Genomic DNA, 24,233 nt, shown 5'->3' with positions numbered 1-24,233 from the left:
AATCCCCGAACGGAGTCCAGGATGAGTAGAGTCAAGACCCACAGCCCTGCGGCCCCGATGGACCGTTCCGAAACCACTTTCCGCTTTCTCGCCGAGCCAACCTCGGTGAACTTCGGCGGCAAGGTTCACGGCGGCGCGCTGATGAAGTGGATCGACGAAACCGCCTACGCCTGCGCGGCGGTCTGGTCGAGCCGCTACTGCGTGACGGTAAGCGTCGGCAACATCCGTTTCCGCCGTCCGATCCTGGTCGGCAACCTGGTCGAACTGCGCGCCCGCGTCGTCGCGACGGGCCGGACCAGCATGCACATTCACGTGTCGGTACAGGCCGGCGACCCGAAGGGCGGCGAACTGCTGCAAACGACCGATTGCCTCGTCGTGATGGTCGCCGTTAACGAGAACGGGCACCCGGTTGGCGTGCCCTCGTTCGAGCCGGAAACCGAAGAGCAGAAGCGCCTCGCGAAGTACGCAATGGACGTCAAGGAAGCGCTCGATGCCATCGTCGAACTGAAGCCTGAAGAAGTGGTGAAAGGCGAGGTTTGATCTGGCGGTGAGACGGGTCTTGCACGCGCGCCGGGATATGCGCGTGGCCTCGACTCGCCCCATGCCGCTGCCCGCTAAAAACGCTGCGCCGGGTCACGCCGGCGCGGCGTTTTTCGTATCGGGACCCGGGGCGAACCAGGTCCCAACCCGATATCAGGTCTTGCTCGTGCCGACCATATCGGCCGGCTTGACCCACTCGTCGAACTGCTGGTCTGTCACGTGACCGAGCGCGAGTGCCGCGGCCTTGAGCGTCGTGCCTTCCTTGTGCGCCTTTTTCGCGATCTGCGCGGCCTTGTCGTAGCCGATATGCGGATTGAGCGCGGTGACGAGCATCAGCGATTCGTTCAGGAGCGTCTCGATACGGTCGTGGTTCGGCTCGATGCCGACCGCGCAGTTGTCGTTGAAACTCAGTGCGCCGTCGGCGAGAAGCCGGATCGATTGCAGCACGTTGTGCGCGATCATCGGACGGAACACATTCAACTCGAAATTCCCGCTCGCGCCACCGAAGTTGACGGCGGCGTCGTTGCCGAACACCTGACAGCACAGCATCGTGAGTGCTTCGGACTGCGTCGGGTTGACCTTGCCCGGCATGATCGAGCTGCCCGGCTCGTTCTCGGGAATCGACAGTTCGCCAAGGCCGCAGCGCGGCCCACTCGCCAGCCAGCGGACGTCGTTCGCGATCTTCATCAGGCTTGCCGCGACCGTTTTCAGCGCGCCGTGTGCGAAGACGAGCGCGTCGGCCGCAGCCATCACTTCGAACTTGTTCGGCGCCGATACGAACGGGACGCCGGTCAGCTTGCCGATCGCGGCGGCGACCTTGTCGGCGAACTGCGGATGCGCGTTGAGTCCGGTGCCGACGGCCGTGCCGCCCTGCGCGAGTTCGTACAGATGCGGGAGTGCCGATTCGAGATGTTTCGCGCACTGATCGAGTTGCGCGACGTAGCCGGAAAACTCCTGGCCGAGCGTGAGCGGCGTCGCGTCCTGCAGGTGCGTGCGGCCAATCTTCACGATGCCGGCGAACGCTTTGGCCTTCGAATCGAGGGTGGTGCGCAGTGTCTTCAGCGCGGGCAGCAGATGTTTGACGATGCCGACAGCCGCCGCGATGTGCATGGCCGTCGGGAACACGTCGTTTGAGGACTGCCCGCGGTTCACGTCGTCGTTCGGATGCACCTTGCGTGCTTCGCCGCGCTCGCCGCCGAGCAGTTCGCTTGCCCGGTTCGCAATCACCTCATTGAGGTTCATGTTGCTTTGCGTACCGGAGCCGGTCTGCCATACGGCAAGCGGAAATTCGTCGGGGTGCTTGCCATCGATGATCTCATCGGCCGCGGCAATGATTGCGCGGGCTTTCTTTTCGTCGAGTACGCCGAGGCCCTGATTCACTTCCGCAGCCGCGCGCTTGATGATGGCGAGCGCCGTGATCAGTTCGGGCGACTGCTTTTCCGTCGAGATCTTGAAGTTCTGCAATGAGCGCTGCGTCTGGGCTCCCCAGAGTTTTGCATTCGGCACGGCAATTTCGCCGAACGTATCGCGCTCCATCCGTACATCTTCAGTCATGGTTCAACTCCACTTGAGGAAGTGTTGTGGCGCGCCGCGTGTCGCGGCCCCGCACGTCAAAGTTCGCTGTCGACTGGCAGCAGCATGAAAATTCCCGTCATCAGATTCCTGTAAAAGCCTGCATCCGGATCGAGATTCCAGGTGCGCAGCTGCCCGTTGACTTCTCCGGTCCAGACAAGGTCGCCCGGCGGTGCACTTGTTGCCTTCAGCCGTGCGCGCTGGTCGGGTGTGACAAGCGCCACGCGCCAGCTGACCGCCGGCGCCGTCGCATGATCGAAGATTCTTGCAAGCTGATCCGCGAGCGGAGGGCTGTGAATCACGAGCACCAGTTCCGTATTGAGGTTCGCGGAGCGCGGATCCAGATTCATCGAACCGATCACAAGCGTCTGCCGGTCTATCACGAACGTCTTGGCATGCAGGCTCGAGCGGGAGGTCGAGCCGACGAAGTCGACCCGCGCACCGCCTTCTCCCTGCTGCGGCATGTATTCGTAAAGCGCTACACCACGCGCGAGCAACGGCTCACGATATGGACTGTACCCGGCTTGCACGGCGACTGCATCGGTGGCTGCGAGCGAGTTCGTCAGCACGGCAACGCGCACGCCGCGGGCCGTAAGCGCGCCGAGCGCGTCGACTCCGGCGTCGTGCGGCACGAAATAGGGCGATGTGATCAGCACTTCTTTCTGCGCCGAATTGACGAGCTCGATGACCCGCTCCAGCGGCGGGCTTTTGTAGTCGGGCGAAGGATGTGTGATCTTGTCGGGCGTGTCCGCCTTGAACTCAGCTTCGGCCCACGTAAGCCCGAGTTCGTTCTTCTGGATCTGCGAGGCGAGCGGGGTCGCGTTGAGCGGCTTCGCGTTGTACGGGTCAGCGTTGGTGCGCCAGTGCTGTCGCAGTTCGTTGCGCATCGCGTCGAGATCGGCGGCATCGAATTTCTGCTTGTTGAGCGCGCGTAGCGGGTACGAGGCGCTGCTGTTCCAGTACTCATCGAAGCTTGCCGAAACGTCGTTCGTGATGGGGCCTGCGGCGAGCACGTCGATGTCGCGGAACTGCAGCGTTTCACTGGCGCTGAAGTACTCGTCGCCGAGATTGCGGCCGCCGACAATCGCGATCTGATTGTCCGCAATCATGGCCTTGTTGTGCATACGCCGCGTGAAATGGCCGAGCTGGGTCACTACGTTGCTCGTGCGTTCGTAAAAGCTTTGCTGCGCGGCGCCGAACGGGTTGAAGACGCGGATTTCGATGTTGTCGTGCGAATTGAGCGCCGCCATCACGCGATCGATGTCCTTGAAGTTCAGGTCATCCACCAGCATGCGCACCCGCACGCCCTTGTCGGCCGCGTAGAGCGCGGCGCCAAGCAGCAGCTTGCCGGTCGTGTCTTCATTCGCAATGTAGTACTGCATGTCGAGCGTCTTCGTCGCGGCGCGGGCGAGCGCGATGCGCATCTGCAGCGCGTCGGCACCGTTCGCGAGCACGCGGAAGCCGGATTCGCCTGGATGTGTGCGCTCCAGTGGCGCAAGCGCCGCGCCGAGCGCGGTCGGCTCCGACGCTGGCAAAGCATGCGTGATGTCGCGGTGAAGGTCGGTGGCGGGGGGGCGCGTCGCGCAACCACCGACGAACGCCAGGAATGCGCACGCGAACGCGAGGCGCAGCCAGACCACGCACGCAGCATGCATTTCCTGAACCCGAATGTTGTTCTTGTTGCTGTTGTATCCCGGCACTTTCGCTTCTCCCTTTGAACCGGCTGCCACCGCGCAGCAAGTGCTGTACCGCGCCCCACCGCCTCAGCTTGAAAGGCATTCTAAGGGGAATCGGGCAGGGGGCGGACTCGGCCATTCGGCAGATTGTTTGCGCCAGCGGGCGGCTTCAAAATGCGCAAGTGGTTGGGGGATGCGGCGGTGATGCTGTGACGGACGCGTCACGGGCGGAGAGAGTGGAAAAGGTAGGGGAAAGCAAGGCTTGCGGCAAAAACACGGCGAGCAGCTTGAGAAGCCGCCGCCGTGTGCGCGGTCATCGGATCGACGACCGCGAATCGCTGGTTACGACGCGCGCTGGCTGCGCCCGGGCGCGCGCGGGGCGGCGCCGTCGGGATGCGTCGAACCCTTCGCGGGGCGGCCTGCCCAGTAGCCCGCGAGCAGCGAACCCGACAGGTTGTGCCACACCGAGAACAGGGCACCCGGGAGAGCGGCAATCGGCGTGAAATACAGCTTGCCGAGCGTGGCCGCAAGGCCGGAGTTCTGCATGCCGACTTCGACCGCGAGCGTGCGGCACACAGCCTCGTCGAAGCCGAGCAGACGGCCGCCCCAGTAGCCGCCGAGCAGACCAATGCCGTTATGCAGCACGACGCCGAGCATCACCACGAGGCCGACTGACGCGATGCTCTTCTGCGTGCCCCCTACGACAGCCGCGATGATCAGCAGAATGGCGACCATCGAAACCAGCGGCAGCACCGGTTCGATCCTGCGCACGATCCGTCCGAACAGGTGGTTCACGATCAGGCCGATGACGATTGGCAGCGCGACGATCTGCAGGATGCTCATCAGCATGCCGTGCACATCCACGGCGATCGAGGCGTCGACATAGAGACGCGTGAGCAGCGGGGTCGCGAACACGCCGACGAGCGTCGACAGCGCGCTGATCGTGACGGACAGCGCGACGTCGCCGCGCGCCAGATAGATCATCACATTCGACGCCGTGCCGCTTGCCACGCTGCCGACGAGCACCATGCCCGCCGTGAGGTCGGGCGGCATGCGCAACGCTTTGGCGATGACCCACGCGGCGAGCGGCATGACGAGGTAGTGCAGCACGATGCCGGCAACGACGGGCGCCGGCCGCGTGAACACACGCTGAAAATCGGCCACAGAGAGCGTGACGCCCATGGCGAGCATGATGATCGTGAGCAGCGTGGTGACGTGCGGGGCGATGGGCGTGACGGACGTCGGCGAAAAATATGCCGCGAACGAGACGAGCACGGCCCACAGGGGGAAAAGACGGGTAACGCGGGCGAGCATGAAGAGATCCTGTTTGCCTGGAGTGACGGTAAATACAGCGCCGCAATGTAGCGGATACTTATTTTACCGGTCAGCTTTCAGTCAGACAGGGTTGCGCGCCATGTTTTCAGCGTTTACCGGGTAAGTCCTGGGCCGGTGGCTTTATCGGCGCCAGGCTGGCCGGCCGGGATAGCGGGTACGCGACGCAGGCTCAGGCGGTGAAAGCGCAGCGTCATCAGGAGCGCGACGCTGGCAAGCCCCGCGGCGAGACCCCACCACAGGCCGCGCGCACCAAGACCGAAGTGGAAGGCCAGCGTGTAGCCGGTTGGAAAGCCGATGCCCCAGTACCCGAACGCAGCGGCGATCATCGGCACGCGGGTGTCTTTCAGGCCGCGCAGGCAACCGGAGCCGACCGTCTGCATGCCGTCGACGATCTGGAAAATCGCCGCGACGCCAAGTAGGGACGCGGCAAGCGATACTGTCGAAGCATTCCCCGGATCATCGAGATGCAGGTACAGGCCAACGATGGCGTGGGGTGCCACGATGAGCACGACGCCCGACAGCATCATGAAGCCGACGCCGAGCGCGATCGCGACGAAACCGGCGTGCCGGGCGGCAAGCGGCTGTCCGGCGCCAGACCAGAAACCGACGCGCACGTTCGCTGCCTGGCCGATCGCAAGCGGCACCATGAACGCCACCGACGCCACGTTGAGCGCAATCTGGTGGGCGGCGAGCTGCGATTCGCCGAGCAGGCCGACCATCAGGCCGGTCGCAAGAAAAAGCGTCGACTCGACGCCGTAAGTGATCGCAACGGGCCAGCCGATGCCGAACAGTTCGCCCATGAGCGGCATTTCCGGGCGCGTCGCCGTGACGAAATGGCGATATCGCGGCCGTAGATGCAGCAGCGCCATCAGGACAAGCGCCGTCAGCCACACCGTGATGGTCGTCGCCGCACCCGAGCCGAGAAAGCCGAGCTTCGGCAGGCCGTACGCACCGTGAATCAGGCCGTAGTTGAGGAAGGCATTGACGCCCACGCCGCCAATCGACACCCAGAGCAGGCGCTTCGCGGCACCGATCGCGGGCAGGAATGAGCGCATCAGGCCAATGCCGATCAGGCTCGCGGGCGTGCCCCAGCGCAGCATCGCACAGTATTCGCCGACATTGTGCGCGAGCAGCCTGGGCTCGCCGAACGCGAGCAGGATCGGTCTCGCGAACGACAGCAGCGCGAACGCCGGAACCGCCAGCAGGATCGAGAGCATGAGCCCCGTCCAGTAGATGTGCGGCACCCGGTCTTCCGCCTGCGCGCCGCGCGCATGCGCGACGCTCACGCTGACGGACGTCAGCACGCCCTGCAGCAGCGTCACGACGACGAAGAACAGGTTCGCGCCCAGGCCGCCGGCGGCGAGCGCATCGGGGCCGAGCGAGCCGAGCAGCACGGTATCGGTCACGCCCATCGCCATCTGCGATAGCTGTGCGATGGCGAGTGGGGCGGCGAGGCGGGCGGTATCGGCGGCATGCCGCGACAGCGACGGTTGCGCCGCGGCCGCGCGGGAAAAACCGGGTTGGGTCATGAACGAGGAACGGCGCGCGGATCGGGTGTCCGCGCCGTTTTCTTCTAAAAGAGACAGCTTATTGGGAAGCGGTCCCGCTGTCGATTGGAAGGCACATTTTTGGTGCGATTTCTTTCGCTAGCCTTCATGCACGGCGATTCGCGTGTCGCCCAGCAACACCACCTGGCCCGCGCGGATCTTGCAGGTCTTGCGCGTTTCTACCTGGCCGTCGACCGTGACGGCGCCGGAAGCGACGATCACTTTCGCCGAGCCGCCGCTGTCGGCGAGCCCCGTGATCTTGAGCAGGTTATGCAGTTCGACGTAGTCGCCGGTCAGCGTGAAATCGAGGTTGGGCATGGCGCGCGCCGGTCGGAAGACGACAGAAGGAAAGGGCTCGAATCATAAGCCAGAAGTGTCACGGACGCACTCCGCGTGCCTGCTTCGCCCCCATGTGCAAGCAGATGTTATCGAGTTGTCAGGAAATGAAACGTTGAGTAACACGTGGCATTCCTGCAGAACTTCACTCGCAAGCGCCCAGTCTGTAGAAAAGCCTGCTGCATTTCGTGGCAAGGCTCACAGGCCGGGCGCGGCGCGCATCGAATGCGGCACGCCAGACTCGACGCCCGGCCAGACAACTTGAGAGAGGAAAGCCATGACCCAGATTCGCTCGCTTCTGATCGGTACCGCCCTGACGGCCCTTGCTTCGAGCGCTGCATTCGCGCAGACCGCCGCCCAGCCGGCCCCGGGCGCGGCAACCCAGGCCCAGATGCAGATGCCGGCCGCGCCTGGCGCAGACATGGCGCCGCCTGCACCCGCCGCGCAGGGTGTGACGCCTGTTGCACCGGAGCAGCAACGACTCGTCGCGCCGGGTTCGGCCGATCCGCTCGTCCAGAAGCGCAACGCCGACGCTCAGGCGAACGCCGAATATCGTGCGTCGAAGAAGGCCTCGAAGGCGCAGATGAAGCAGGAACAGAAGGATGCCAAGGCGCAGTACAAGCAGGACGTACGCAACGCGAAGATCAACAAGCAGGCTGACAAGGCCGCCGCGAACAACGAACTGAACGCGCAGATGCAAAGTGCACAGGGCCAGGGCGCGGCCCCCGGCGTCGATACGCATCAGTAACGCGCAGGTAATCGCATCTCTGCCCGCGCCGGTTTCCCGGGGCTGGGTTCAGCCGCTACGCCTGCTTCGTCCGCATGAAACAGACGAGGCAGGCGGCAGAACAGGAGTTATCGCATGAAAACAAGCACATTCGCCGCGGCGCTGGTCGCGGGTTGCCTGTCGGCCGGCATGTCGGTGGCCGCTTTCGCGCAGACCGCGCCGTCGCATGATCCGGTTTCGGAGCCTGTCACGCACGCCGACAACAAGGCGGCGAAGGAACAGTCGAAGGCCGACAAGAAGGCCGCCGTCGCTCAAGCCAAGGCCGACAAAAAGAAGACGGACGCGCAGTCCGATGCCGACAAGGCAGCCGCCGATGCCCGCGTGAAGGACGCAAAAAAGCAGGACTAGCCACGACGCCTCTCGCGTCCCGCGATCCGCTCCGGTTCAGTACGGGCAAGGGCGTATCGCGGAGAACGGCCCTGGGCGCGTCGTGCGCCCGGGCCGTATTCATTTGCGCGTGACCTGAAACTCAGCGGTCGCGCGACGGCCGCTGCGCCGTAACCGGAACGCGGAAAAAGGGTGCTTGTCGGCGCGGGTTGTACGGATATACAGTATGCGTCGCCCCTTCCACCCTACGTAGCTGACCACTGTGCTCCCTGTCGCCGATTCCCCGCCCTCCGATGCCCCCGCGTATCTCGAGAAACTCAACGAGGCGCAACGGGAGGCCGTCGAGTTCGGCGCGGACGATTCCGGGCAGCCGCCCGGTGCGCTGCTCGTGATTGCCGGCGCGGGCTCGGGCAAGACGAACACGCTGGCGCATCGTGTCGCGCATCTGGTGGTGAAGGGTGCCGATCCGCGCCGTATCCTGCTGCTCACGTTCTCGCGGCGCGCCGCACAGGAAATGACCCGGCGCGTCACGCGAATCGCGGGCGCCGCGCTCGGCGCGCGGGCAGCGCTCGTGCAGGGCCTCACGTGGTCGGGCACGTTTCACGGCGTCGGCGCCCGCCTGCTGCGCGAATACGCGGACCTCATCGGTCTGTCGCCCACCTTCACGATCAACGATCGCGAAGACTCAGCCGATCTGATGAACCTCATCCGCCACGAACTCGGATTGTCGGCGAAAGAAAAGCGCTTCCCGTCGAAGAACACCTGCTTTTCCATCTATTCGCGCGTCGTGAATACAGGCGCAACGCTTGCCGACGTACTCGACACCGCGTTTGCGTGGTGTCGCGAGTGGGAAGCCGACCTGCGCGCGCTCTTTGCCGCGTACGTCGCAGCCAAGCAGACGCAAAGCGTGCTCGATTACGACGACCTGCTGCTCTACTGGTCGCACATGGCGGCGGAGCCGTCGATCGCGGCCGACCTGTCGGCGCGCTTCGATCATGTGCTCGTCGACGAATACCAGGACACCAACCGCCTGCAGGCGTCGATCCTGCTCGGCATCAAGCCGGACGGGCGCGGCCTGACGGTTGTCGGTGACGACGCACAGTCCATCTATTCGTTTCGCGGCGCGACGGTGCGCAACATCCTCGATTTCCCGGCGCACTTCAATCCGCCGGCAAAGCAGGTGACGCTCGAGCGCAACTATCGCTCGACGCAGCCGATTCTTGCCGCGTCGAACGCGGTCATCGATCTCGCGGCCGAGCGCTTCACAAAGAACCTGTGGACCGATCGCGCGTCGGCGCAACGTCCGCGCCTTGTCACGGTCGCCGATGAAGTCGATCAGGCGCGTTACGTGGTCGAGAAAGTGCTGGAAGCACGCGAGTACGGCATGAAGCTGAAATCGCAGGCCATCCTGTTTCGAGCGTCGCATCACAGTGCGACGCTCGAGATCGAACTCACCCGCCGCAACATTCCGTTCGTCAAATTCGGCGGGCTCAAATTTCTGGATTCGGTCCATGTGAAAGACGTCCTCGCCGTGTTGCGCTGGGCGGAAAATCCGCGCGACCGCGTAGCGGGTTTTCGCGTCGTCCAGCTGATGCCGGGCATCGGGCCGGCAACGGCGGCGCGCGTGCTCGACCAGGTCGCCGGGCATGCGGGCGTGGCCACGACGGCTGACGCGGAGGCCGTCACGGCGGGACTGCATCCCGGCGTGCAGCACACCGCGGGCGCGCTCGCATCGTTCACGCCGCCGGCCCGCGCGGCGGAAGACTGGCAACCGTTCGTCGAGCTGATGTCGCGGGTGTGCGGGCGGCAGTCGGCGTGGCCCGCGGAGTTCGAACTGATCCGCCGCTGGTACGAACCGCATCTGGAGCGCAATCACGAGGACGCGTCGATCCGTCATGGCGACCTGCTGCAGATGGAAAGCATCGCGGGCACGTACGCGTCACGCGAGCGTTTTCTGACGGAACTGACGCTCGATCCTCCGGACGCCACCAGCGACGAATCCGGCGTCCCGCTGATCGACGAGGATTATCTGATTCTCTCGACGATCCATTCGGCGAAAGGGCAGGAGTGGCGCAACGTGTTCGTGCTGAATGGCGTCGACGGCTGCATCCCATCGGATCTCGCGACCGGCAACGAGGCCGAGCTCGACGAAGAGCGCCGCCTGCTCTATGTCGCGATGACACGCGCAAAGGAAGACCTGCATATCGTCGTGCCGCAGCGTTTTTACGTGCACAACCAGACGCAGCCAGGCGACCGTCATGTGTGGGCGCAGCGCACGCGCTTCATTCCGGCGCATCTGCTGCCGCTTTTCGACGCGCACGCGTGGCCGTACGTGCCGGTGCCCACCGCGCCGACGGCGGCCGGGCTGGCGGCAGCGGCCCACGCGAAGATCGAGATCGCGGCGAAGCTGAGAAGGATGTGGGATTGAGCGTGCGCTCACCACCGCGGGCGCGTGACAGACACGCACCTGCGGCGGCTTATGGGCGGCTGACCCCGCGCGTCGTCACGCTCAGCGCGACTGACGTTGCTGGGGGCGCGGCGGCGGCGTGAAGAAATTGCGCAGCCACGCGGCGAGCCGCGTGAACATGTCGTACGGCTCTTCGACGAAGATCTCCGGCTTCAGGAGGCGCAGGTATTCCATGATCTGCTGCGCTTCCTGCTTCTGGAACGAGCCATGCGAAATGCCGAGCCGAAGCAGCCCGCGCAGTTCGCCCAGCTTTTCGCGCGCCATGCTGCCGACGCTTGTTTCGCAGCCGATCTTCGCTTCGTACACGCGCTGGCGCAGCGATTCCGCAAGCCGCCATGCGGGCGTCTGCATCTGCTCCTCGAGCGCCTGGATGTCCTGTGCCGCCGACTTGATCTGCGCGGCGAGCGGGTCGATCAGTGATGGATCGCCCTGTGCCTCGTTGACGATCGCCGTCGACCAGTCGCGACACTGCTTGGCGAGCTCTTCGGGCGTCCATTCGGAGCGCGAAGCGAAGCCGAAGCCGAATTCGTTCGCCTGACGCATCAGGATCGCGACGACATCGGGGAATTCCTTGTCGAGCGCGCGCTTGGCCCATGCATACTGGCCGCCCTGCAACATGCGCTGCACCGCATGCTCCGTCAGCGGGACCATGTTGTCCAGCAGCTTGGCGCGCAGAAAATCCTCGAACGAAGGCGTCGCGAACTGCGGATCGAGCTTCAGCGATACGCGCAAAAACGCGTCGAAATCCTTGCGCAATGACGCAACGGTTTCGTCTTTCAGCGAAAGGGTGATGTGACCCATATCTTCCTGTCCCGATTGGTCGTCCCGCGTTGCGTCGTTCTGGCGTCGCCGGCGGCTGCCCGTGAGCAGCCCGCCCGACGCATTGCGTGGCTGGTCCCCGATTTGTGGCGGCGATCGCGCCGGCCCGACAAGGGGACCTCGACTGTTTATCGGCGGACGTCGCCGAAACTTGAGCGGGATTTATCGAGGACGGCAGCGAGACAAGGCGGAGCGGCCGTTCCCCGGGATGAAAGCATGGGCGCCGCTACTTCAGCACGACGCCTTGCCACAGGAAGAACACGGCCAGCCCGACGGCGATCGTCAGGAGGGGGCGGCGCGTGAGCGCGCTCACGAGGACGGCGGCCAGCGCGCCGACCAGTTGCGGATTGCGCCACGTCAGTTCCGCGCCGCTGCCATGCGGGGACACGGCCATCGGCACGATGATGGCGGTCAGCACAGTGACCGGCACGAACCCAAGCGCAGTACGCACAAGCGGCGAAAACACCAGCCGGTCGCCAACGATGAAAACCGTCGTGCGGATAAGCCACGTGATCAGCGCCATGCCGAGGATGATCAGGACATAGTTCATTGCGATGCCTCCGCGGTGCGTCGGCGTGCACGTTGCATTTCCGGCCGCGACAGCGCCACGCCGATCGCGACGCCCGCGATCACGGCGCCGAGCAGACCGAGCTTGTACGGCCAGCCCTGCCAGAAAAACGCGAGCGCACCCGCGGTCGCGGCTGCCGCGACGTAGCGAAACGCGATGAGCTGCGGCACGACGATCGCGATGAAGGTCGCGACCATCGCGAAATCGAGTCCGAGGGACTGGAGGCCAGGGAATGCCGCGCCGAACAGCAGACCCGCCAGGGTCCAGATCTGCCAGTTGACGTACATCGAGACACCCGAGCCGAGAAAATGCCAGGGGCCGACCTCGCCGGGCGCGTGACGCCGGTAGTGTGTCCATGCGACGGCGAACACTTCGTCGGTGAGCAGGCCGCCGAGCACGACGCGCCAGCGCAGCGGCAGATGCGCGACGTACGGCGCAAGCGTCGCGCTGTAGAGCACATGGCGCAGGTTCACGACGAACGTCGTCGCCCAGAGCACGATGAAACTCGCGTTGCCCGCCATGAGCCCGACCGCGATGAACTGCGCCGACCCGGCGAACACGGCAAGCGACATCAGCTGGCCGTGCCACACATGCAGCGGGCCCGACGTGACGAGCGTGCCAAAAATGACGCCGAACGGCGCGGCGCCGACCATCATCGGGATGGTGTCGCGTGCTCCCGCGACGAATTCACTGAAACGACTGGACTGGCTCAATCTGACTTCTCCTTTGAACACGGAGCGTAGTCGTCTCGGGCCGAACGGGCTTGTACGTTCTTGCTACGGGCAGTGCGGGCAGGCGGTTCAAGCGCGTGAGTCAGGCGGAAAGCCGCGCGAGGCGCCCCTTCACGCCGCTTGCCAACGCCCCGGCGGCACACCGAACATGCGCCGGAAATGGCGGGTGAAATGGCTCTGGTCGGTAAAGCCGCTGGCGGCGGCGACATCCGCCACCGAAGCACCCGCGCGCAGCGGCCCCAGCGCGCGCTGCAGCCGGATCTGGTTGCGCCACGCGTGCGGCGGCATGCCGGTGGCCTGCGCGAAGAGCCGCGCGGCGTGAAACGGCGACAGCCCGACGGCGTTCGCCAGATCCGACAGTTGCACCGGCTCCGCGAGGTCGGCACCCAGTTGCGCCTGCATGACGGCGACGCGCGGATCGTTTGCCGCGATCCTTTGCGTTTCGGGCCGCGTGCTGCCGTAGCGGGCAAGCAGCGTCGACAATGCGTCGATCATGGCGGTTTCGGCGGCGAGCAGGTCGCTGCCGGCTTCCATCAGTTGATGCGCGTGCCGCAGACGGTATGCGAGATCGCGATCGCGGATCACGCCCGGATCGAACCACGGCAGCGGTTGCGGCTTGCCGGCGAGGTCGTCGGCGATTTTCTGGAGGAAGTCGACGGGCGTATACATCACGCGGTAGCGCCAGCCCGCGTCGACCGCCCGGGAGCCCGTGTGCAACTCGCCCGGATTGATGACCGGCACGCTGCCCGCCTCCGCAATATGGGTCGAGCCGCGATAACGATAGGTCTCCGCGCCCGCCTCGATGACTGGAATCGCGTACGCGTCGTGCCAGTGCGGCGTGAACTCGTGGTCGTAATACTCGGCCGTGAGCATCTCCGCGCCGGGAATGAGCGGCGTGCGCCAGTAACGGGGACAATCGCGAAAGCGGGTGGAGGAACCGGTGGAAGTCATGAGTAAAGTCCAGCTGGACCCGTCAGTCTAGCGCGAGCGCGCACCTGATGGGTCGACTTGTTATTTCACCGGAATCGCCGTGCCCGCCGGCATCGGCACGGCCGTGACGCTGTTTTTCGCGCTGCCGGTCGCGACGCGGTCGCTGTACGTCAGATAAACAAGGGTGTTGCGCTTCGGATCGACGACCCGCACCACGTGCAGCGTCTTGAAGATCAACGACATACGCTCGGAAAACACGTCCGATTGTTGCCTGACTGGCCCGTTGAAGTGGATCGCGCCGACCTGCCGGCAGGCGATCGAGGCTTCCGTCGGGTCTTCGGCGATGCCAAGCGTGCCCTTGATGCCGCCCGTGCGCGCCCGCGACACGTAGCAGGTAATGCCGGCCACGTCCGGATCGTCATACGCCTCGACGACCACACGATCGGAACCCGTCAGATGGAAGTTTGTGTTGACGCTGCCGACTTCCTCGCTGTGCGCGAGCGGCGCGACGCTCGCGAGAAGCGCTGCCGGAACGGCCATGAACAACGATCGCAGCAAAGTATGTGTCATCGCAATTCCATCAGAAAACCGTCATCGTATACCGGCGGCCGCGCGCGCGGACGAGGTTTGACAGCGCTTTACGTCCCTTTTATATTTCATGGTCAGACCAACTTTACCAATGACGACAGGCACCGGAATTCCGGTGGCTCTCGCACGACAACACCCCCATAACCTGTCTGGTTTGCCCATGAAAGTCGCGCTGTTCATCCCCTGTTTCATCGACGCGTTCTATCCGGAAGTCGGCATTGCGACGCTCGAGCTGCTCGAGCGTTTCGGCATCGACGTCGACTATCCGCAGGACCAGACCTGCTGCGGCCAGCCGATGGGCAACAGCGGCGCGCAGGTCGACGCCGCCGGCGCCGAGCGCGTGTTTGCTCGCAACTTTGCGGGCTACGACTACATCGTCGGACCGTCGGCGAGCTGTATTCACCACGTGCGCGAACATTTCACCGCGATCGGGCAAACCGACGAAGTCACGAAAGTCCGGGCCAGCGCGTATGAACTCGTCGAGTTTCTGCACGATGTGGTCGGCGCGCGGGAGTTTCCGTGGGCGGAGTTTCCGCACCGCGTCGGGCTGCACAACAGTTGCAGCGCGTTGCGGCATCTGCGTGAAGGATCGGTTTCGGAGCTTGCCGGCGCGCCCGGCTCGAAGCCGCGCACATTGCTGGAGGGCGTGAGGGGCATCGAGTTCGTCAGCCCCGCGCGGCCCGACGAATGCTGCGGCTTTGGCGGCACGTTCTCGGTGACCGAAGAAGCCGTCTCGGTGCGCATGGGGCAGGACAAGGTCCGCGATCATCTGGGCGCGGGCGCGCAGTACATCGTGTCGGGCGACATGTCGTGCCTGATGCATCAACAAGGGTGCGCCGAGCGGATGAAGGCGGACGCCCGCTTCATCCATATCGCGCAGGTGCTGAACGGAGCACGCGAATGAAACGCATCGACCATGCGAAGGCGGCGGCCGGGTTCATCGCGAAATCGGATCACGTCGCGTTTCACGACAAACGACTGTGGGATCTGCGTCAGAAGCGCGATGTGCAGGCGCACGGCATCGCCGAATGGGAGACGATGCGCGAACTGGCGTCCGGCATCAAGGAACACGCGCTGTCGCATCTGTCGGAGTATCTCGAACAGTTCGCGGATGCGGCGGCGGCCAATGGCGTCGTCGTTCACTGGGCGGCGAACGCGGAGGAACACAACGAGATCGTCTACCGGATCATGTCGGAGCGCGGCATGACGGCGCTCGTCAAGAGCAAGTCGATGCTCACCGACGAATGCGCGATGCGCGACTATCTGGAGCCGCGCGGTATCACGGTGATGGAAACCGATCTCGGCGAGCGCATCCAGCAACTCGATCACCAGGACCCGAGCCACATGGTCGTGCCGGCGGTCCACAAGCTGCGCGGCGACGTCGCGGAACTGTTCGGCCGCACGATCGGCACCGATCCGAAGAACAGCGACATCCACTACCTCGCCGAAAGCCAGCGGATGAACACGCGCCCGTACTTCGTGCGCGAAAAGACGGCAGGCATGACCGGCTGCAACTTCGCGATCGCGGAGACGGGCACGGTCGTCGTCTGCACGAACGAAGGCAACGCGGATCTCTCGGCCAGCGTGCCGCCACTGCATATCGCCTCGATCGGCATCGAGAAGATCATTCCCCGGATTTCCGATCTGGGCATATTCGTGCGAATGCTCTCGCGCAGCGCGCTGGGCTCGCCCATCACGCAGTACACGTCGCACTTTCGCGCGCCGCGTCCGGGTACGGAGATGCACTTCATCCTCGTGGACCACGGCCGTATCGAACGGCTGGCGATGGAGGACTTCTGGTACTCGCTCAAGTGCATCCGCTGCGGCGCCTGCATGAATACGTGCCCGGTGTACCGGCGCAGCGGCGGGCTCTCGTATGGCGGCACGTATTCCGGGCCGATCGGCGCAATCATCAACCCGACGTTCGACCTCAAACGCTATAGCGCGCTGCCGTTTGCATCGACGTTAAACGGCAGCTGCACGAACGTGTGCCCGGTGAAGATCAATATCCACGAGCAGATCTACAAGTGGCGCGAAGTGATTGCGGTGCGCCACGAAGTGCCGTTCGTGAAGAAGGAAGTGCTGAAGATGGCGGGGCGGCTGCTTGCGAGCCCGACGCTCTACCGTGCGACGATCGCATCGCTGGGCGGCGCGCTGAGACGCCTTCCGAATTTCGTCCTGTATAACCCGCTCAATATCTGGGGCCGCCAACGTGAACTGCCGGACGCGCCAAACATGACTTTCCACGAGTGGTACAAGAAGAATCGCGGAGGCCGTGATGGCAACGCGTGACGATTTCCTCGCGAGGGTGCGCGCGGCGCAGCCGGCCGGCCGGCCGCGACCCGACGTACCGCTCTTCACGTCGCCCGGCGGCGACTTGCGCGAGCGTTTCACAGCGGCGCTCGCCCTGATGGGCGGAACCTGTGTAGAAGCGGCAACGGCTGCGGACGTACGCGCGCTGCTCGCCGGGCGTTTCGGCACGGACGCGGTGATCTGCAGCGCAACGCCCGAAGTGCAGGGCACGCGTGCGATGGACGCGGACACGCCGCCGGCTTCGCTGCAGGACGTCGACGTGGGCGTTGTGCGCGCCCGGTTTGGCGTCGCGGAAACGGGCTCGGTCTGGTTCAGCGAGAAAGAGTACGTGGTGAATGCGCTGGGTTATCTCGCGCAGCATCTCGTCGTGCTGCTCGACCCGGCACGGATCGTCGACGGCCTTCAGGACGTCTACCGTCAGCCGGATTTTCGCGACGCACGGTACGCGGTGCTCGTGACCGGCCCGTCGGCGACGGCGGATATCGAAGGCGTGCTGATCCGCGGCGCGCAGGGTGTGCGGTCGCTGACGGTGGTGTGGCTTGGCGGGGGTGCGTCGGATTGAATGTTCCGCCGCGCCCGGCAAGACCGGCGCGCGCGAAAAGTCCGAAGCGCAAACGGAGAGTGCCAAAACAAAAAGGCCCGCAAGAATGCGGGCCTTCGAATTTTGGCTCCCCGACCTGGGCTCGAACCAGGGACCTACGGATTAACAGTCCGGCGCTCTACCGACTGAGCTATCGGGGAACAGCAGTACAACCTGTTGCTGCGGTGCTACTTTACGTAAAAAAGCCCGTTATGGTTAACGGGCCTTTGCAATTCTTGGCTCCCCGACCTGGGCTCGAACCAGGGACCTACGGATTAACAGTCCGGCGCTCTACCGACTGAGCTATCGGGGAACAACAACAGCAGAGAAGCGAAATTGTATGGGGTGCTTCAGGGCCTGTCAATAGCTTTTGCTTATCCCGGTCGCGCGTCCGCTACGCGTCGCGTGCGGCGCACCGGGTCGCAGACCCGCGCCGCTCAACGCTCGAGCATCGCCAGCTTTTCTTTTATGTCCTTGAATTCGTCGGCTTCCGGCAGCGGCGCCCTGGTCTTCGTGATGCTCGGCCAGCCCTTCGCGAGGTCGGCGTTCAGCGAAATGAAGTCCTGCTGGTCGCCCGGCACGTCTTCCTCGGCGTAGATCGCGTTCACCGGGCATTCGGCGACGCAAACAGCACAGTCGATGCACTCATCGGGGTCGATCGCGAGGAAGTTGGGACCTTCGCGAAAGCAGTCCACCGGGCACACATCGACGCAGTCGGTATAGCGGCACTTGATGCAGCTTTCGGTCACAACGTGAGTCATTCAGGCAGCTCCTGCATGCGGTATCTGGGGAGGCGAAACGCCAAAAGCGCTATTGTAGCGTAACGTCAAGAGGCGCATAGGCTGGCGGACAATGGGGTTTATATCGTTTCGTGATTAGTTTATGAAGCGCGACGCCTGTCGCGCCCGCGAGCCCGGCCGCCCGCAGCCGCATGCTGGCCATCCGGCCGAGGCCCTTTGCCCCGTGTCGCGACGCGCATTCGGGTAACATGCGACAGGTCGGTCCGTCCGGGGCATACCGCGTTATGAAGCGCCGCCTCGCGGCCTTCTCCGATTACTGGCAGTCCGGCTTGCACAACATGATTATTAATTCGCTGCTCGATACTGATCTGTACAAGTTCACGATGATGCAGGTTGTTTTGCATCATTTCCCCGCTGCGAATGTGGAATACAGGTTCCGCTGCCGGACGCCAGACGTCGATCTCGTACCGTACATCGACGAAATCCGCGACGAGGTTCGCCAGCTCTGCCATCTGCGGTTTTCGGACGACGAGCTCGACTACCTGCGCCGCATGCGTTTCATCAAGGGCGACTTTATCGAGTTTCTCGCGCTTTTCCATCTGAGCGAAAAATACATTTCGATCAGGCCTTCGGAGAAGGGCAACGGCGAGATCGACATCGAGATAAAGGGGCCGTGGCTGCATACGATCCTCTTCGAGATTCCGATGCTTGCGATCGTCAACGAGGTGTACTTCCGCAACACGCAGCAGAAGCCGGATTACACGGTAGGCCGTGAGCGCCTGCGCGAGAAGATCCAGCTGCTGGGCGCGCGTCCGGAATTCTCGGATTGCAAGATCGCGGATTACGGCACGCGGCGCCGCTTCTCGAAGCAGTGGCACGAAGAGGTCATCCTCACGCTGAAGGATGGTCTCGGCGATCAGTTCGCGGGCACGAGCAACGTGTTCTACGCGTTCAAGCACGGCTTGACGCCACTCGGCACAATGGCGCATGAATATCTGCAGGCTTGCCAGGCGCTCGGGCCGCGGCTGCGCGATTCGCAGATCTTCGGCTTCGAGATGTGGGCGAAGGAATATCGCGGCGATCTGGGCATCGCGCTCTCCGACGTGTACGGCATGCAGGCATTCCTGCGCGACTTCGATATGTACTTCTGCAAGCTGTTCGATGGAGCGCGCCATGATTCAGGCGATCCGTTCGACTGGGGCGAGCGCCTGCTGAAGCACTACGAAGCCAACCGCTGCGACCCGCGCACGAAGGTTCTTGTGTTCTCCGATGCGCTCGATATCCCGAAGGTGCTTCAGTTGTACGAACGCTTTCGCGGGCGCTGCAAGCTTGCGTTTGGTGTCGGCACGAACCTCACGAACGATCTCGGCTATAACCCGCTGCAGATCGTGATCAAGATGGTCCGCTGCAATGGTCAGCCCGTCGCGAAACTCTCCGATTCGCCGGGCAAGAACATGTGCGACGACAAGGCCTATCTCGCCTATCTGCGGCAGGTGTTCGGCATCGAGTCGCCCGAGGAAGAAGCCGCGAAGTAACGCAGCGTCGACGTGCGCGACCATGGCCATCCGGCCAGGTGTTCGCGCAAGGGGCGGCCGGTATAATTCTCCCGATACCGCAAGGTCATGGTCATCGTTACGAGGATTGCACATGGACACATCGGTTGCCCGTCGCAACATTCTGGCTCGCATACGCGCCGCGCAGGGTCGTCCAGCCGAACCCGCCGCATCCGAGCGCGAAGCGGTGACAGACTATCTCGAACGCCATCCTGAAGGTCCGCGGCCGCCCATGCCGGGTGACCTTGTCACACGCTTTGTCGAAGAAGCCCGCAGGATGTCGAGCACGGTCGAAGAAGTCGCGACCTTGAGCGACGTGCCCGCGGCGGCACATCGCTATTTGCTGGAACACAATCTTCCGGTGCGGGCCATCGCGTGGGAAACGCTACGTGAGTTCGCGTGGGCGGAAGCCGGCATCGCGGTCGAATTCCGCAAGCCCGTAGACCTTGATCCTGTCGGAATCACAGGCTGCTTCTGCGCGACTGCCGAGACTGGCACGCTGGTGCTGCTGTCGGGTCCGCAGACGTACGCATCCGCTGCGTTGCTGCCGGAAACACATATCGCTGTCGTGCCCGTATCGCGCATCGTCGCGGGTCACGAGGATGCGTTCGGCCTGATCCGCACTGAACGCGGCGAGCTGCCGCGCGCGGTCAATTTTGTCTCCGGACCTTCGCGTACCGGCGATATCGAACAGACCATCGTGCTTGGCGCGCACGGTCCCTATCGGGTTCATGTGATCGTCGTTCGTGGCGCGTGAGGTGCCACGCGACCGGTCGCTCATCTCAATTCCGGAATCCCTGATGAAACGACATACCGCGTCTCGCGCGGGCATGGCACTTGTTGCCTTGCTGGTGGCAACGTGCCCACAACTTGCCGCCGCTGCCACACTCGACGGTGCAACGCTTTCCGCGTTATGGGGCGTGCCTTTTGCGGGCATGCTCCTTTCGATCGCGATGTTTCCGCTCGTCGCGCCCGCGTTCTGGCATCACCACTTCGGCAAGATCTCGGCGGCGTGGGCAGCCGTATTTCTGGTGCCGTTCGCCGTCGTTTTCGGCGCGGATGTCGCGTTCGGTACATTCGGGCATGCGCTGTTCGAGGAATACGTTCCGTTTATCGTGCTGCTGACCTCCCTCTATACGGTGGCGGGCGGCATCTGTGTGCGCGGCAATCTGCACGGATCGCCGCGCCTTAACACCGGCATTCTCGCGCTCGGCACCGTACTCGCCAGCATCATGGGCACCACGGGCGCTGCGATGCTGCTGATTCGCCCGCTTTTGCGCGCGAACGACAACCGGAAGCACGTGGTTCACGTCGTCGTGTTCTTCATCTTTCTGGTCGCGAATGCGGGCGGCTCGCTGTCGCCGCTCGGCGATCCGCCGCTCTTCCTCGGCTTTCTCAACGGCGTGAGCTTCTTCTGGACGACGACGCATCTCGCGCTGCCCATGTTGTTTGTCTGCATCGTGCTGCTCGCTATCTTTTTCGCGCTCGATTCGTACTACTTTCACCGTCGCGAAGAATCGCGCTCTGCGTTTCTGGATCCGACGCCCGATTTCGCGCCGTTCGGACTCGACGGCAAGATCAACTTCGTGCTCCTCGGTGTGGTGATCGCGCTCGTGCTGATGAGCGGCCTGTGGAAACCGGGCATCGAATTTGACCTCTTCGGTACGCACGTCGCGCTGCAAAACGCTGTTCGTGACGCGGCGCTGATTGTCGTGACGCTCGTATCGCTCGCCGTCACGCCGCGCGCCGCGCGCGAGGGTAACGACTTCAACTGGGCGCCCATCGAGGAAGTGGCGAAGCTCTTTGCCGGCATCTTCGTGACAATCGCACCCGTTATCGTGATCCTGCGTGCAGGCCAGGACGGCGCGTTCGCGGGTATCGTGCATCTCGTCAATGACGCTTCTGGCCAGCCGCACGATGCGATGTATTTCTGGGCGACCGGCATCCTGTCGTCGTTCCTCGATAACGCGCCAACCTACCTCGTGTTTTTCAACCTGGCCGGTGGCAACGCGCAGACGCTGATGACCACGGGCGCCACGACGCTCGCGGCCATTTCCGCGGGCGCGGTATTCATGGGCGCGAACAGCTATATCGGCAACGCACCGAATTTCATGGTCAAGGCGATCGCGGAATCGCGCGGCGTGCGCATGCCGGGTTTTTTCGCGTACGTCGGCTGGGCGCTGGTCGTGTTGATGCCAGTATTCCTCGTGAGCACGTGGCTGTTTTTCTGACCGTATAGAGACGTAACGAGGCCAATGCCGCGCGCAGACTGCGCGGGCGGCAAATCCGGAGAATGGCAATGCAAAAAATCCTGGTAGCACGTCCGATCTTTCCGGATGTGATCGATCGGCTCAAGCAGTATTTCGATGTGGACTGGAACAACGGCGACGTGCTCAGCGCTGAGGAACTCGCACGCCGCCTCGCCGACAAGGATGGCGCGCTGACAGCCGGCGACCCGGTGGGAGCTTCCACGCTGGCCGCCGCGCCGCGACTGCGGGTGGTGGCGAACATGGCCGTCGGCTATAACAACTTCGATATGGCCGCGTTCAATCGCGCGAACGTCCTCGGCACGAATACACCCGACGTGCTGAACGAGTCGACAGCCGATTTCGGCTGGGCGTTGATGATGGCCGCCGCGCGTCGCGTCACGGAATCCGAGCACTGGCTGCGCGCGGGCCACTGGCAGAAGTGGAACTACGACAGTTTTCTCGGCGGCGACGTGTATGGATCGACGCTCGGGGTGATCGGCATGGGGCGCATCGGGCAGGCGCTGGCACGTCGCGCGCGAGGCTTCAACATGAAGGTGATCTATCACAACCGCACGCGCGTCGCGGAGCAGATCGAGACCGAACTCAACGCACAGTACGTGTCGAAAGAAGACCTGTTGGGCCGTGCCGATCACGTCGTGCTCGTGCTGCCCTATACGAAGGACAGTCATCACACGATCGGCGCGGCCGAACTTGCGCTGATGAAGCCGACGGCGACGCTCACGAATATCGCGCGCGGCGGCATTGTCGACGACGCTGCGCTCGTCGAGGCATTGCGCGCGAAGCGCATCGCCGCGGCAGGCCTCGATGTATACGAAGGTGAGCCGAATCTGAATCCCGACTTGCTCACCGTGCCGAACGTGGTGCTGACGCCGCACATCGCGAGCGCGACGGAAGCCACGCGTCGTGCGATGGCGAATCTCGCGGCGGACAACCTGATCGCGGCACTCGGCGCGGGTCCGCGTGCCGGCCAGCCACCCAATCCGATCAATCCTGAAGTGCTGGGGAAAGCGCGTACATGACCACTCTTTTGCTCGCGGCCGTTGTCATTCTGGCGGTCGCGCTTGTCGTTGCCTTACTCGTGCTGATGCGTGGCCACAGCGGTACCGATACGCACGAATCGTTCACCGAACTCGGCAACCGGATCACCGACACCGCCGGCGCGCAGGCGCGCGCCTACGAACGGCTCGAACGGGAACTGCGCAGCGAGATCACGGAAACGGCACGCACGTCGCGGCTGGAACTGGCGGGCGGCTTCGCGCAGTTTCAGACAACGCTCGCGTCGCAGCTCACGAGTATCGCCACGGTCCAGAACAACCAGATCGACGGTTTCGCGCAGCAGCTCGTGAAGCTCACCGAGTCGAACGCGCAACAGCTCGAAGCGGTGCGTCAGAGTTTGCAGCAGCAGTCGTTGCAGGCGCGGGAAGAGCAGGGCGTGACGCTCAAGCGTTTCGGCGAAACGCTTACGATGCAACTGGCACAGCTGACCGAAGCGAACGACCGGCGCTTCGCCGAAGTGCGTGCGACGATCGAGCAGCGCCTGAAGGACATCGAGGCTAACAACTCGGCGAAGCTCGAGGAAATGCGCCGCACGGTCGACGAGAAACTGCACGCGACACTCGAGCAGCGCCTCGGCGAATCGTTCAAGCAGGTCTCCGACCGGCTCGAGCAGGTGCATCGCGGGCTGGGCGAAATGCAGACGCTGGCGGCGGGCGTCGGCGATCTCAAGAAGGTGCTGACGAACGTCAAGACGCGCGGCACGTGGGGCGAAGTGCAGCTGGAGGCACTCCTCGAACAGTTGCTGACGTCGGACCAGTACGCGAAGAACGTCGCGACGATTCCAAAGAGCGGCGATCGCGTGGAGTTCGCGATCAAGCTGCCGGGGCGCCACGATTCCGCCGACGGCGTCGCGATTCCGGTGTGGCTGCCGATCGATGCCAAGTTTCCGCGCGAGGACTACGAACGTCTGATCGAAGCGCAGGAGCGCGCCGATCCGGTGGCGGTCGAAGACGCGTCGCGCGCACTGGAAGCGCGTATCCGCGCGGAAGCACGGACGATCGCGGAGAAATACGTCTCGCCGCCGCACACGACTGATTTCGCGTTGCTGTTCCTGCCGACCGAAGGGCTCTATGCCGAGATTCTGCGCCGGCCAGGCCTGACCGATATGTTGCAGCGCGACTACCGCGTGACGATTGCCGGCCCGACCACGCTGACTGCGCTACTCAACAGTCTGCAGATGGGCTTCCGGACGCTGGCGATCGAAAAGCGCTCGAGCGAAGTCTGGCAGGTGCTGGGCGCGGTGAAAACGGAATTCGGCAAATTCGGCGATGTGCTGTCGAGAACAAAGGCGCAGCTCGAAACGGTCACGCGTTCGATCGAACAGGCTGAAACACGTACACGCGTGATGAACCGCAAGTTGCGCGATGTCGAGGCGTTGCCGGGCGAAGCGGCAAGCGGATTGCTTGGGGACACGCTCTCAGGCGCGGATGCAGACGAACCGTGATGTGGCATTTACACGCTGCGTCCGTTTGAAAACGCGCAGCGTGTGCAACCTGAT

Annotated in this window: 23 protein-coding genes and 2 tRNA genes; 12 read left to right on the top strand and 13 right to left on the bottom strand. The window is 63.9% G+C overall.

Translation table 11 applies throughout. The features are described 5' to 3' along the window. The first annotated feature begins 21 nt into the window (after window positions 1–21). Window positions 22–540 carry an acyl-CoA thioesterase gene (locus LPA36_RS18175; RefSeq protein WP_228879520.1) on the top strand — a complete coding sequence of 173 codons (519 nt, stop codon included), beginning with the start codon at window positions 22–24 and terminating at the stop codon, window positions 538–540. A gap of 153 nt (window positions 541–693) precedes the next feature. On the opposite strand, the gene fumC is transcribed toward LPA36_RS18175, so the two are convergent. The 5 genes from fumC to LPA36_RS18150 form a co-directional block, all read right to left on the bottom strand. Then, on the bottom strand, window positions 694–2,094 hold the full coding sequence (gene fumC / locus LPA36_RS18170; protein ID WP_228879518.1) for a class II fumarate hydratase: 1,401 nt from the start codon (window positions 2,092–2,094) through the stop codon (window positions 694–696). Window positions 2,095–2,150: 56 nt separating this feature from the next. Beyond that, complete coding sequence (locus LPA36_RS18165) at window positions 2,151–3,767, bottom strand: phospholipase D family protein (protein ID WP_228879745.1); 1,617 nt, start codon at window positions 3,765–3,767, stop codon at window positions 2,151–2,153. Between the two features lie 363 nt (window positions 3,768–4,130). Then, the gene (panS, locus tag LPA36_RS18160) at window positions 4,131–5,102 is read right to left on the bottom strand and encodes a ketopantoate/pantoate/pantothenate transporter PanS (RefSeq protein ID WP_228879515.1); all 972 of its coding nucleotides are present in this window, start codon (window positions 5,100–5,102) and stop codon (window positions 4,131–4,133) included. 113 nt (window positions 5,103–5,215) lie between these two features. Next, window positions 5,216–6,652 (bottom strand): MATE family efflux transporter, encoded by a 1,437-nt coding sequence (locus LPA36_RS18155; protein ID WP_228879512.1) that lies wholly within the window; start codon window positions 6,650–6,652, stop codon window positions 5,216–5,218. Between the two features lie 117 nt (window positions 6,653–6,769). Beyond that, the gene (locus tag LPA36_RS18150; RefSeq protein WP_012400207.1) at window positions 6,770–6,988 is read right to left on the bottom strand and encodes an RNA-binding S4 domain-containing protein; all 219 of its coding nucleotides are present in this window, start codon (window positions 6,986–6,988) and stop codon (window positions 6,770–6,772) included. 295 nt (window positions 6,989–7,283) lie between these two features. Between LPA36_RS18150 and LPA36_RS18145 the strand changes: the two genes are divergently transcribed. The 3 genes from LPA36_RS18145 to LPA36_RS18135 all read left to right on the top strand — a co-directional run bounded on the left by LPA36_RS18145 (window position 7,284) and on the right by LPA36_RS18135 (window position 10,548). Beyond that, window positions 7,284–7,754 (top strand): hypothetical protein, encoded by a 471-nt coding sequence (locus tag LPA36_RS18145; RefSeq protein WP_228879510.1) that lies wholly within the window; start codon window positions 7,284–7,286, stop codon window positions 7,752–7,754. A 114-nt stretch (window positions 7,755–7,868) separates the two neighbouring features. Then, entirely contained in the window at window positions 7,869–8,141 is a 273-nt protein-coding gene (locus LPA36_RS18140; protein ID WP_228879507.1) for a hypothetical protein, read from the top strand. Between the two features lie 241 nt (window positions 8,142–8,382). Next, a complete protein-coding gene (locus LPA36_RS18135; protein WP_228879505.1) occupies window positions 8,383–10,548 on the top strand; it encodes an ATP-dependent helicase in 2,166 nt (721 codons plus the stop codon). An 81-nt stretch (window positions 10,549–10,629) separates the two neighbouring features. On the opposite strand, the gene LPA36_RS18130 is transcribed toward LPA36_RS18135, so the two are convergent. From LPA36_RS18130 to LPA36_RS18110, 5 genes are all read right to left on the bottom strand, one after another. Next, window positions 10,630–11,388 carry a DUF4088 family protein gene (locus LPA36_RS18130; RefSeq protein ID WP_228879503.1) on the bottom strand — a complete coding sequence of 253 codons (759 nt, stop codon included), beginning with the start codon at window positions 11,386–11,388 and terminating at the stop codon, window positions 10,630–10,632. Window positions 11,389–11,632: 244 nt separating this feature from the next. Then, window positions 11,633–11,956, bottom strand: coding sequence for an AzlD domain-containing protein (locus LPA36_RS18125; RefSeq protein ID WP_228879499.1), 324 nt, complete (start codon window positions 11,954–11,956; stop codon window positions 11,633–11,635). Beyond that, complete coding sequence (locus LPA36_RS18120; protein WP_228879743.1) at window positions 11,953–12,630, bottom strand: AzlC family ABC transporter permease; 678 nt, start codon at window positions 12,628–12,630, stop codon at window positions 11,953–11,955. Before LPA36_RS18120 ends, LPA36_RS18125 begins: the two co-directional genes overlap by 4 nt. A gap of 186 nt (window positions 12,631–12,816) precedes the next feature. Continuing rightward, a complete protein-coding gene (locus LPA36_RS18115; RefSeq protein ID WP_228879497.1) occupies window positions 12,817–13,656 on the bottom strand; it encodes an AraC family transcriptional regulator in 840 nt (279 codons plus the stop codon). A 60-nt stretch (window positions 13,657–13,716) separates the two neighbouring features. Continuing rightward, window positions 13,717–14,205: a CreA family protein gene (locus tag LPA36_RS18110; protein WP_407674300.1), complete on the bottom strand. Its 489-nt coding sequence runs from the start codon at window positions 14,203–14,205 to the stop codon at window positions 13,717–13,719. 178 nt (window positions 14,206–14,383) lie between these two features. On the opposite strand from LPA36_RS18110, the gene LPA36_RS18105 reads away from it, so the two are divergent. The 3 genes from LPA36_RS18105 to LPA36_RS18095 are packed head-to-tail and all read left to right on the top strand — an operon-like array spanning window position 14,384 to window position 17,098. After that, window positions 14,384–15,127 (top strand): (Fe-S)-binding protein, encoded by a 744-nt coding sequence (locus tag LPA36_RS18105; RefSeq protein ID WP_228879493.1) that lies wholly within the window; start codon window positions 14,384–14,386, stop codon window positions 15,125–15,127. Then, window positions 15,124–16,515 carry a lactate utilization protein B gene (locus LPA36_RS18100; RefSeq protein WP_228879490.1) on the top strand — a complete coding sequence of 464 codons (1,392 nt, stop codon included), beginning with the start codon at window positions 15,124–15,126 and terminating at the stop codon, window positions 16,513–16,515. The genes LPA36_RS18105 and LPA36_RS18100 overlap by 4 nt, the downstream gene beginning before the upstream one ends. Beyond that, entirely contained in the window at window positions 16,502–17,098 is a 597-nt protein-coding gene (locus LPA36_RS18095; RefSeq protein ID WP_228879487.1) for a LutC/YkgG family protein, read from the top strand. Before LPA36_RS18100 ends, LPA36_RS18095 begins: the two co-directional genes overlap by 14 nt. Before the next feature lie 103 nt (window positions 17,099–17,201). Here LPA36_RS18095 and LPA36_RS18090 read toward each other — a convergent pair. The 3 genes from LPA36_RS18090 to fdxA all read right to left on the bottom strand — a co-directional run bounded on the left by LPA36_RS18090 (window position 17,202) and on the right by fdxA (window position 17,877). Continuing rightward, window positions 17,202–17,277: transfer RNA gene (locus tag LPA36_RS18090), tRNA-Asn, on the bottom strand. A 76-nt stretch (window positions 17,278–17,353) separates the two neighbouring features. Then, window positions 17,354–17,429 (bottom strand) — tRNA-Asn (locus LPA36_RS18085). Between the two features lie 124 nt (window positions 17,430–17,553). Further along, entirely contained in the window at window positions 17,554–17,877 is a 324-nt protein-coding gene (gene fdxA, locus LPA36_RS18080; RefSeq protein WP_228879485.1) for a ferredoxin FdxA, read from the bottom strand. Window positions 17,878–18,194: 317 nt separating this feature from the next. On the opposite strand from fdxA, the gene pncB reads away from it, so the two are divergent. From pncB to LPA36_RS18055, 5 genes are all read left to right on the top strand, one after another. Further along, entirely contained in the window at window positions 18,195–19,391 is a 1,197-nt protein-coding gene (gene pncB / locus LPA36_RS18075; RefSeq protein ID WP_228879740.1) for a nicotinate phosphoribosyltransferase, read from the top strand. Between the two features lie 112 nt (window positions 19,392–19,503). After that, window positions 19,504–20,166, top strand: coding sequence for a LutC/YkgG family protein (locus LPA36_RS18070; RefSeq protein ID WP_228879481.1), 663 nt, complete (start codon window positions 19,504–19,506; stop codon window positions 20,164–20,166). Between the two features lie 43 nt (window positions 20,167–20,209). Continuing rightward, complete coding sequence (locus LPA36_RS18065; RefSeq protein WP_228879478.1) at window positions 20,210–21,640, top strand: sodium:proton antiporter; 1,431 nt, start codon at window positions 20,210–20,212, stop codon at window positions 21,638–21,640. A 68-nt stretch (window positions 21,641–21,708) separates the two neighbouring features. Continuing rightward, window positions 21,709–22,698 carry a 2-hydroxyacid dehydrogenase gene (locus LPA36_RS18060; protein ID WP_228879475.1) on the top strand — a complete coding sequence of 330 codons (990 nt, stop codon included), beginning with the start codon at window positions 21,709–21,711 and terminating at the stop codon, window positions 22,696–22,698. Further along, window positions 22,695–24,179 carry a DNA recombination protein RmuC gene (locus tag LPA36_RS18055; RefSeq protein WP_228879474.1) on the top strand — a complete coding sequence of 495 codons (1,485 nt, stop codon included), beginning with the start codon at window positions 22,695–22,697 and terminating at the stop codon, window positions 24,177–24,179. Before LPA36_RS18060 ends, LPA36_RS18055 begins: the two co-directional genes overlap by 4 nt. Window positions 24,180–24,233 lie beyond the last annotated feature (54 nt).

Origin of the sequence: Paraburkholderia saeva (assembly GCF_907164555.1) — a bacterium.
In the GTDB taxonomy this organism is placed as follows: domain Bacteria; phylum Pseudomonadota; class Gammaproteobacteria; order Burkholderiales; family Burkholderiaceae; genus Paraburkholderia; species Paraburkholderia saeva.
The sequence above is the reverse complement of the archived record's forward strand: the minus strand, read 5'-3'. Positions and strand labels throughout refer to the sequence as shown.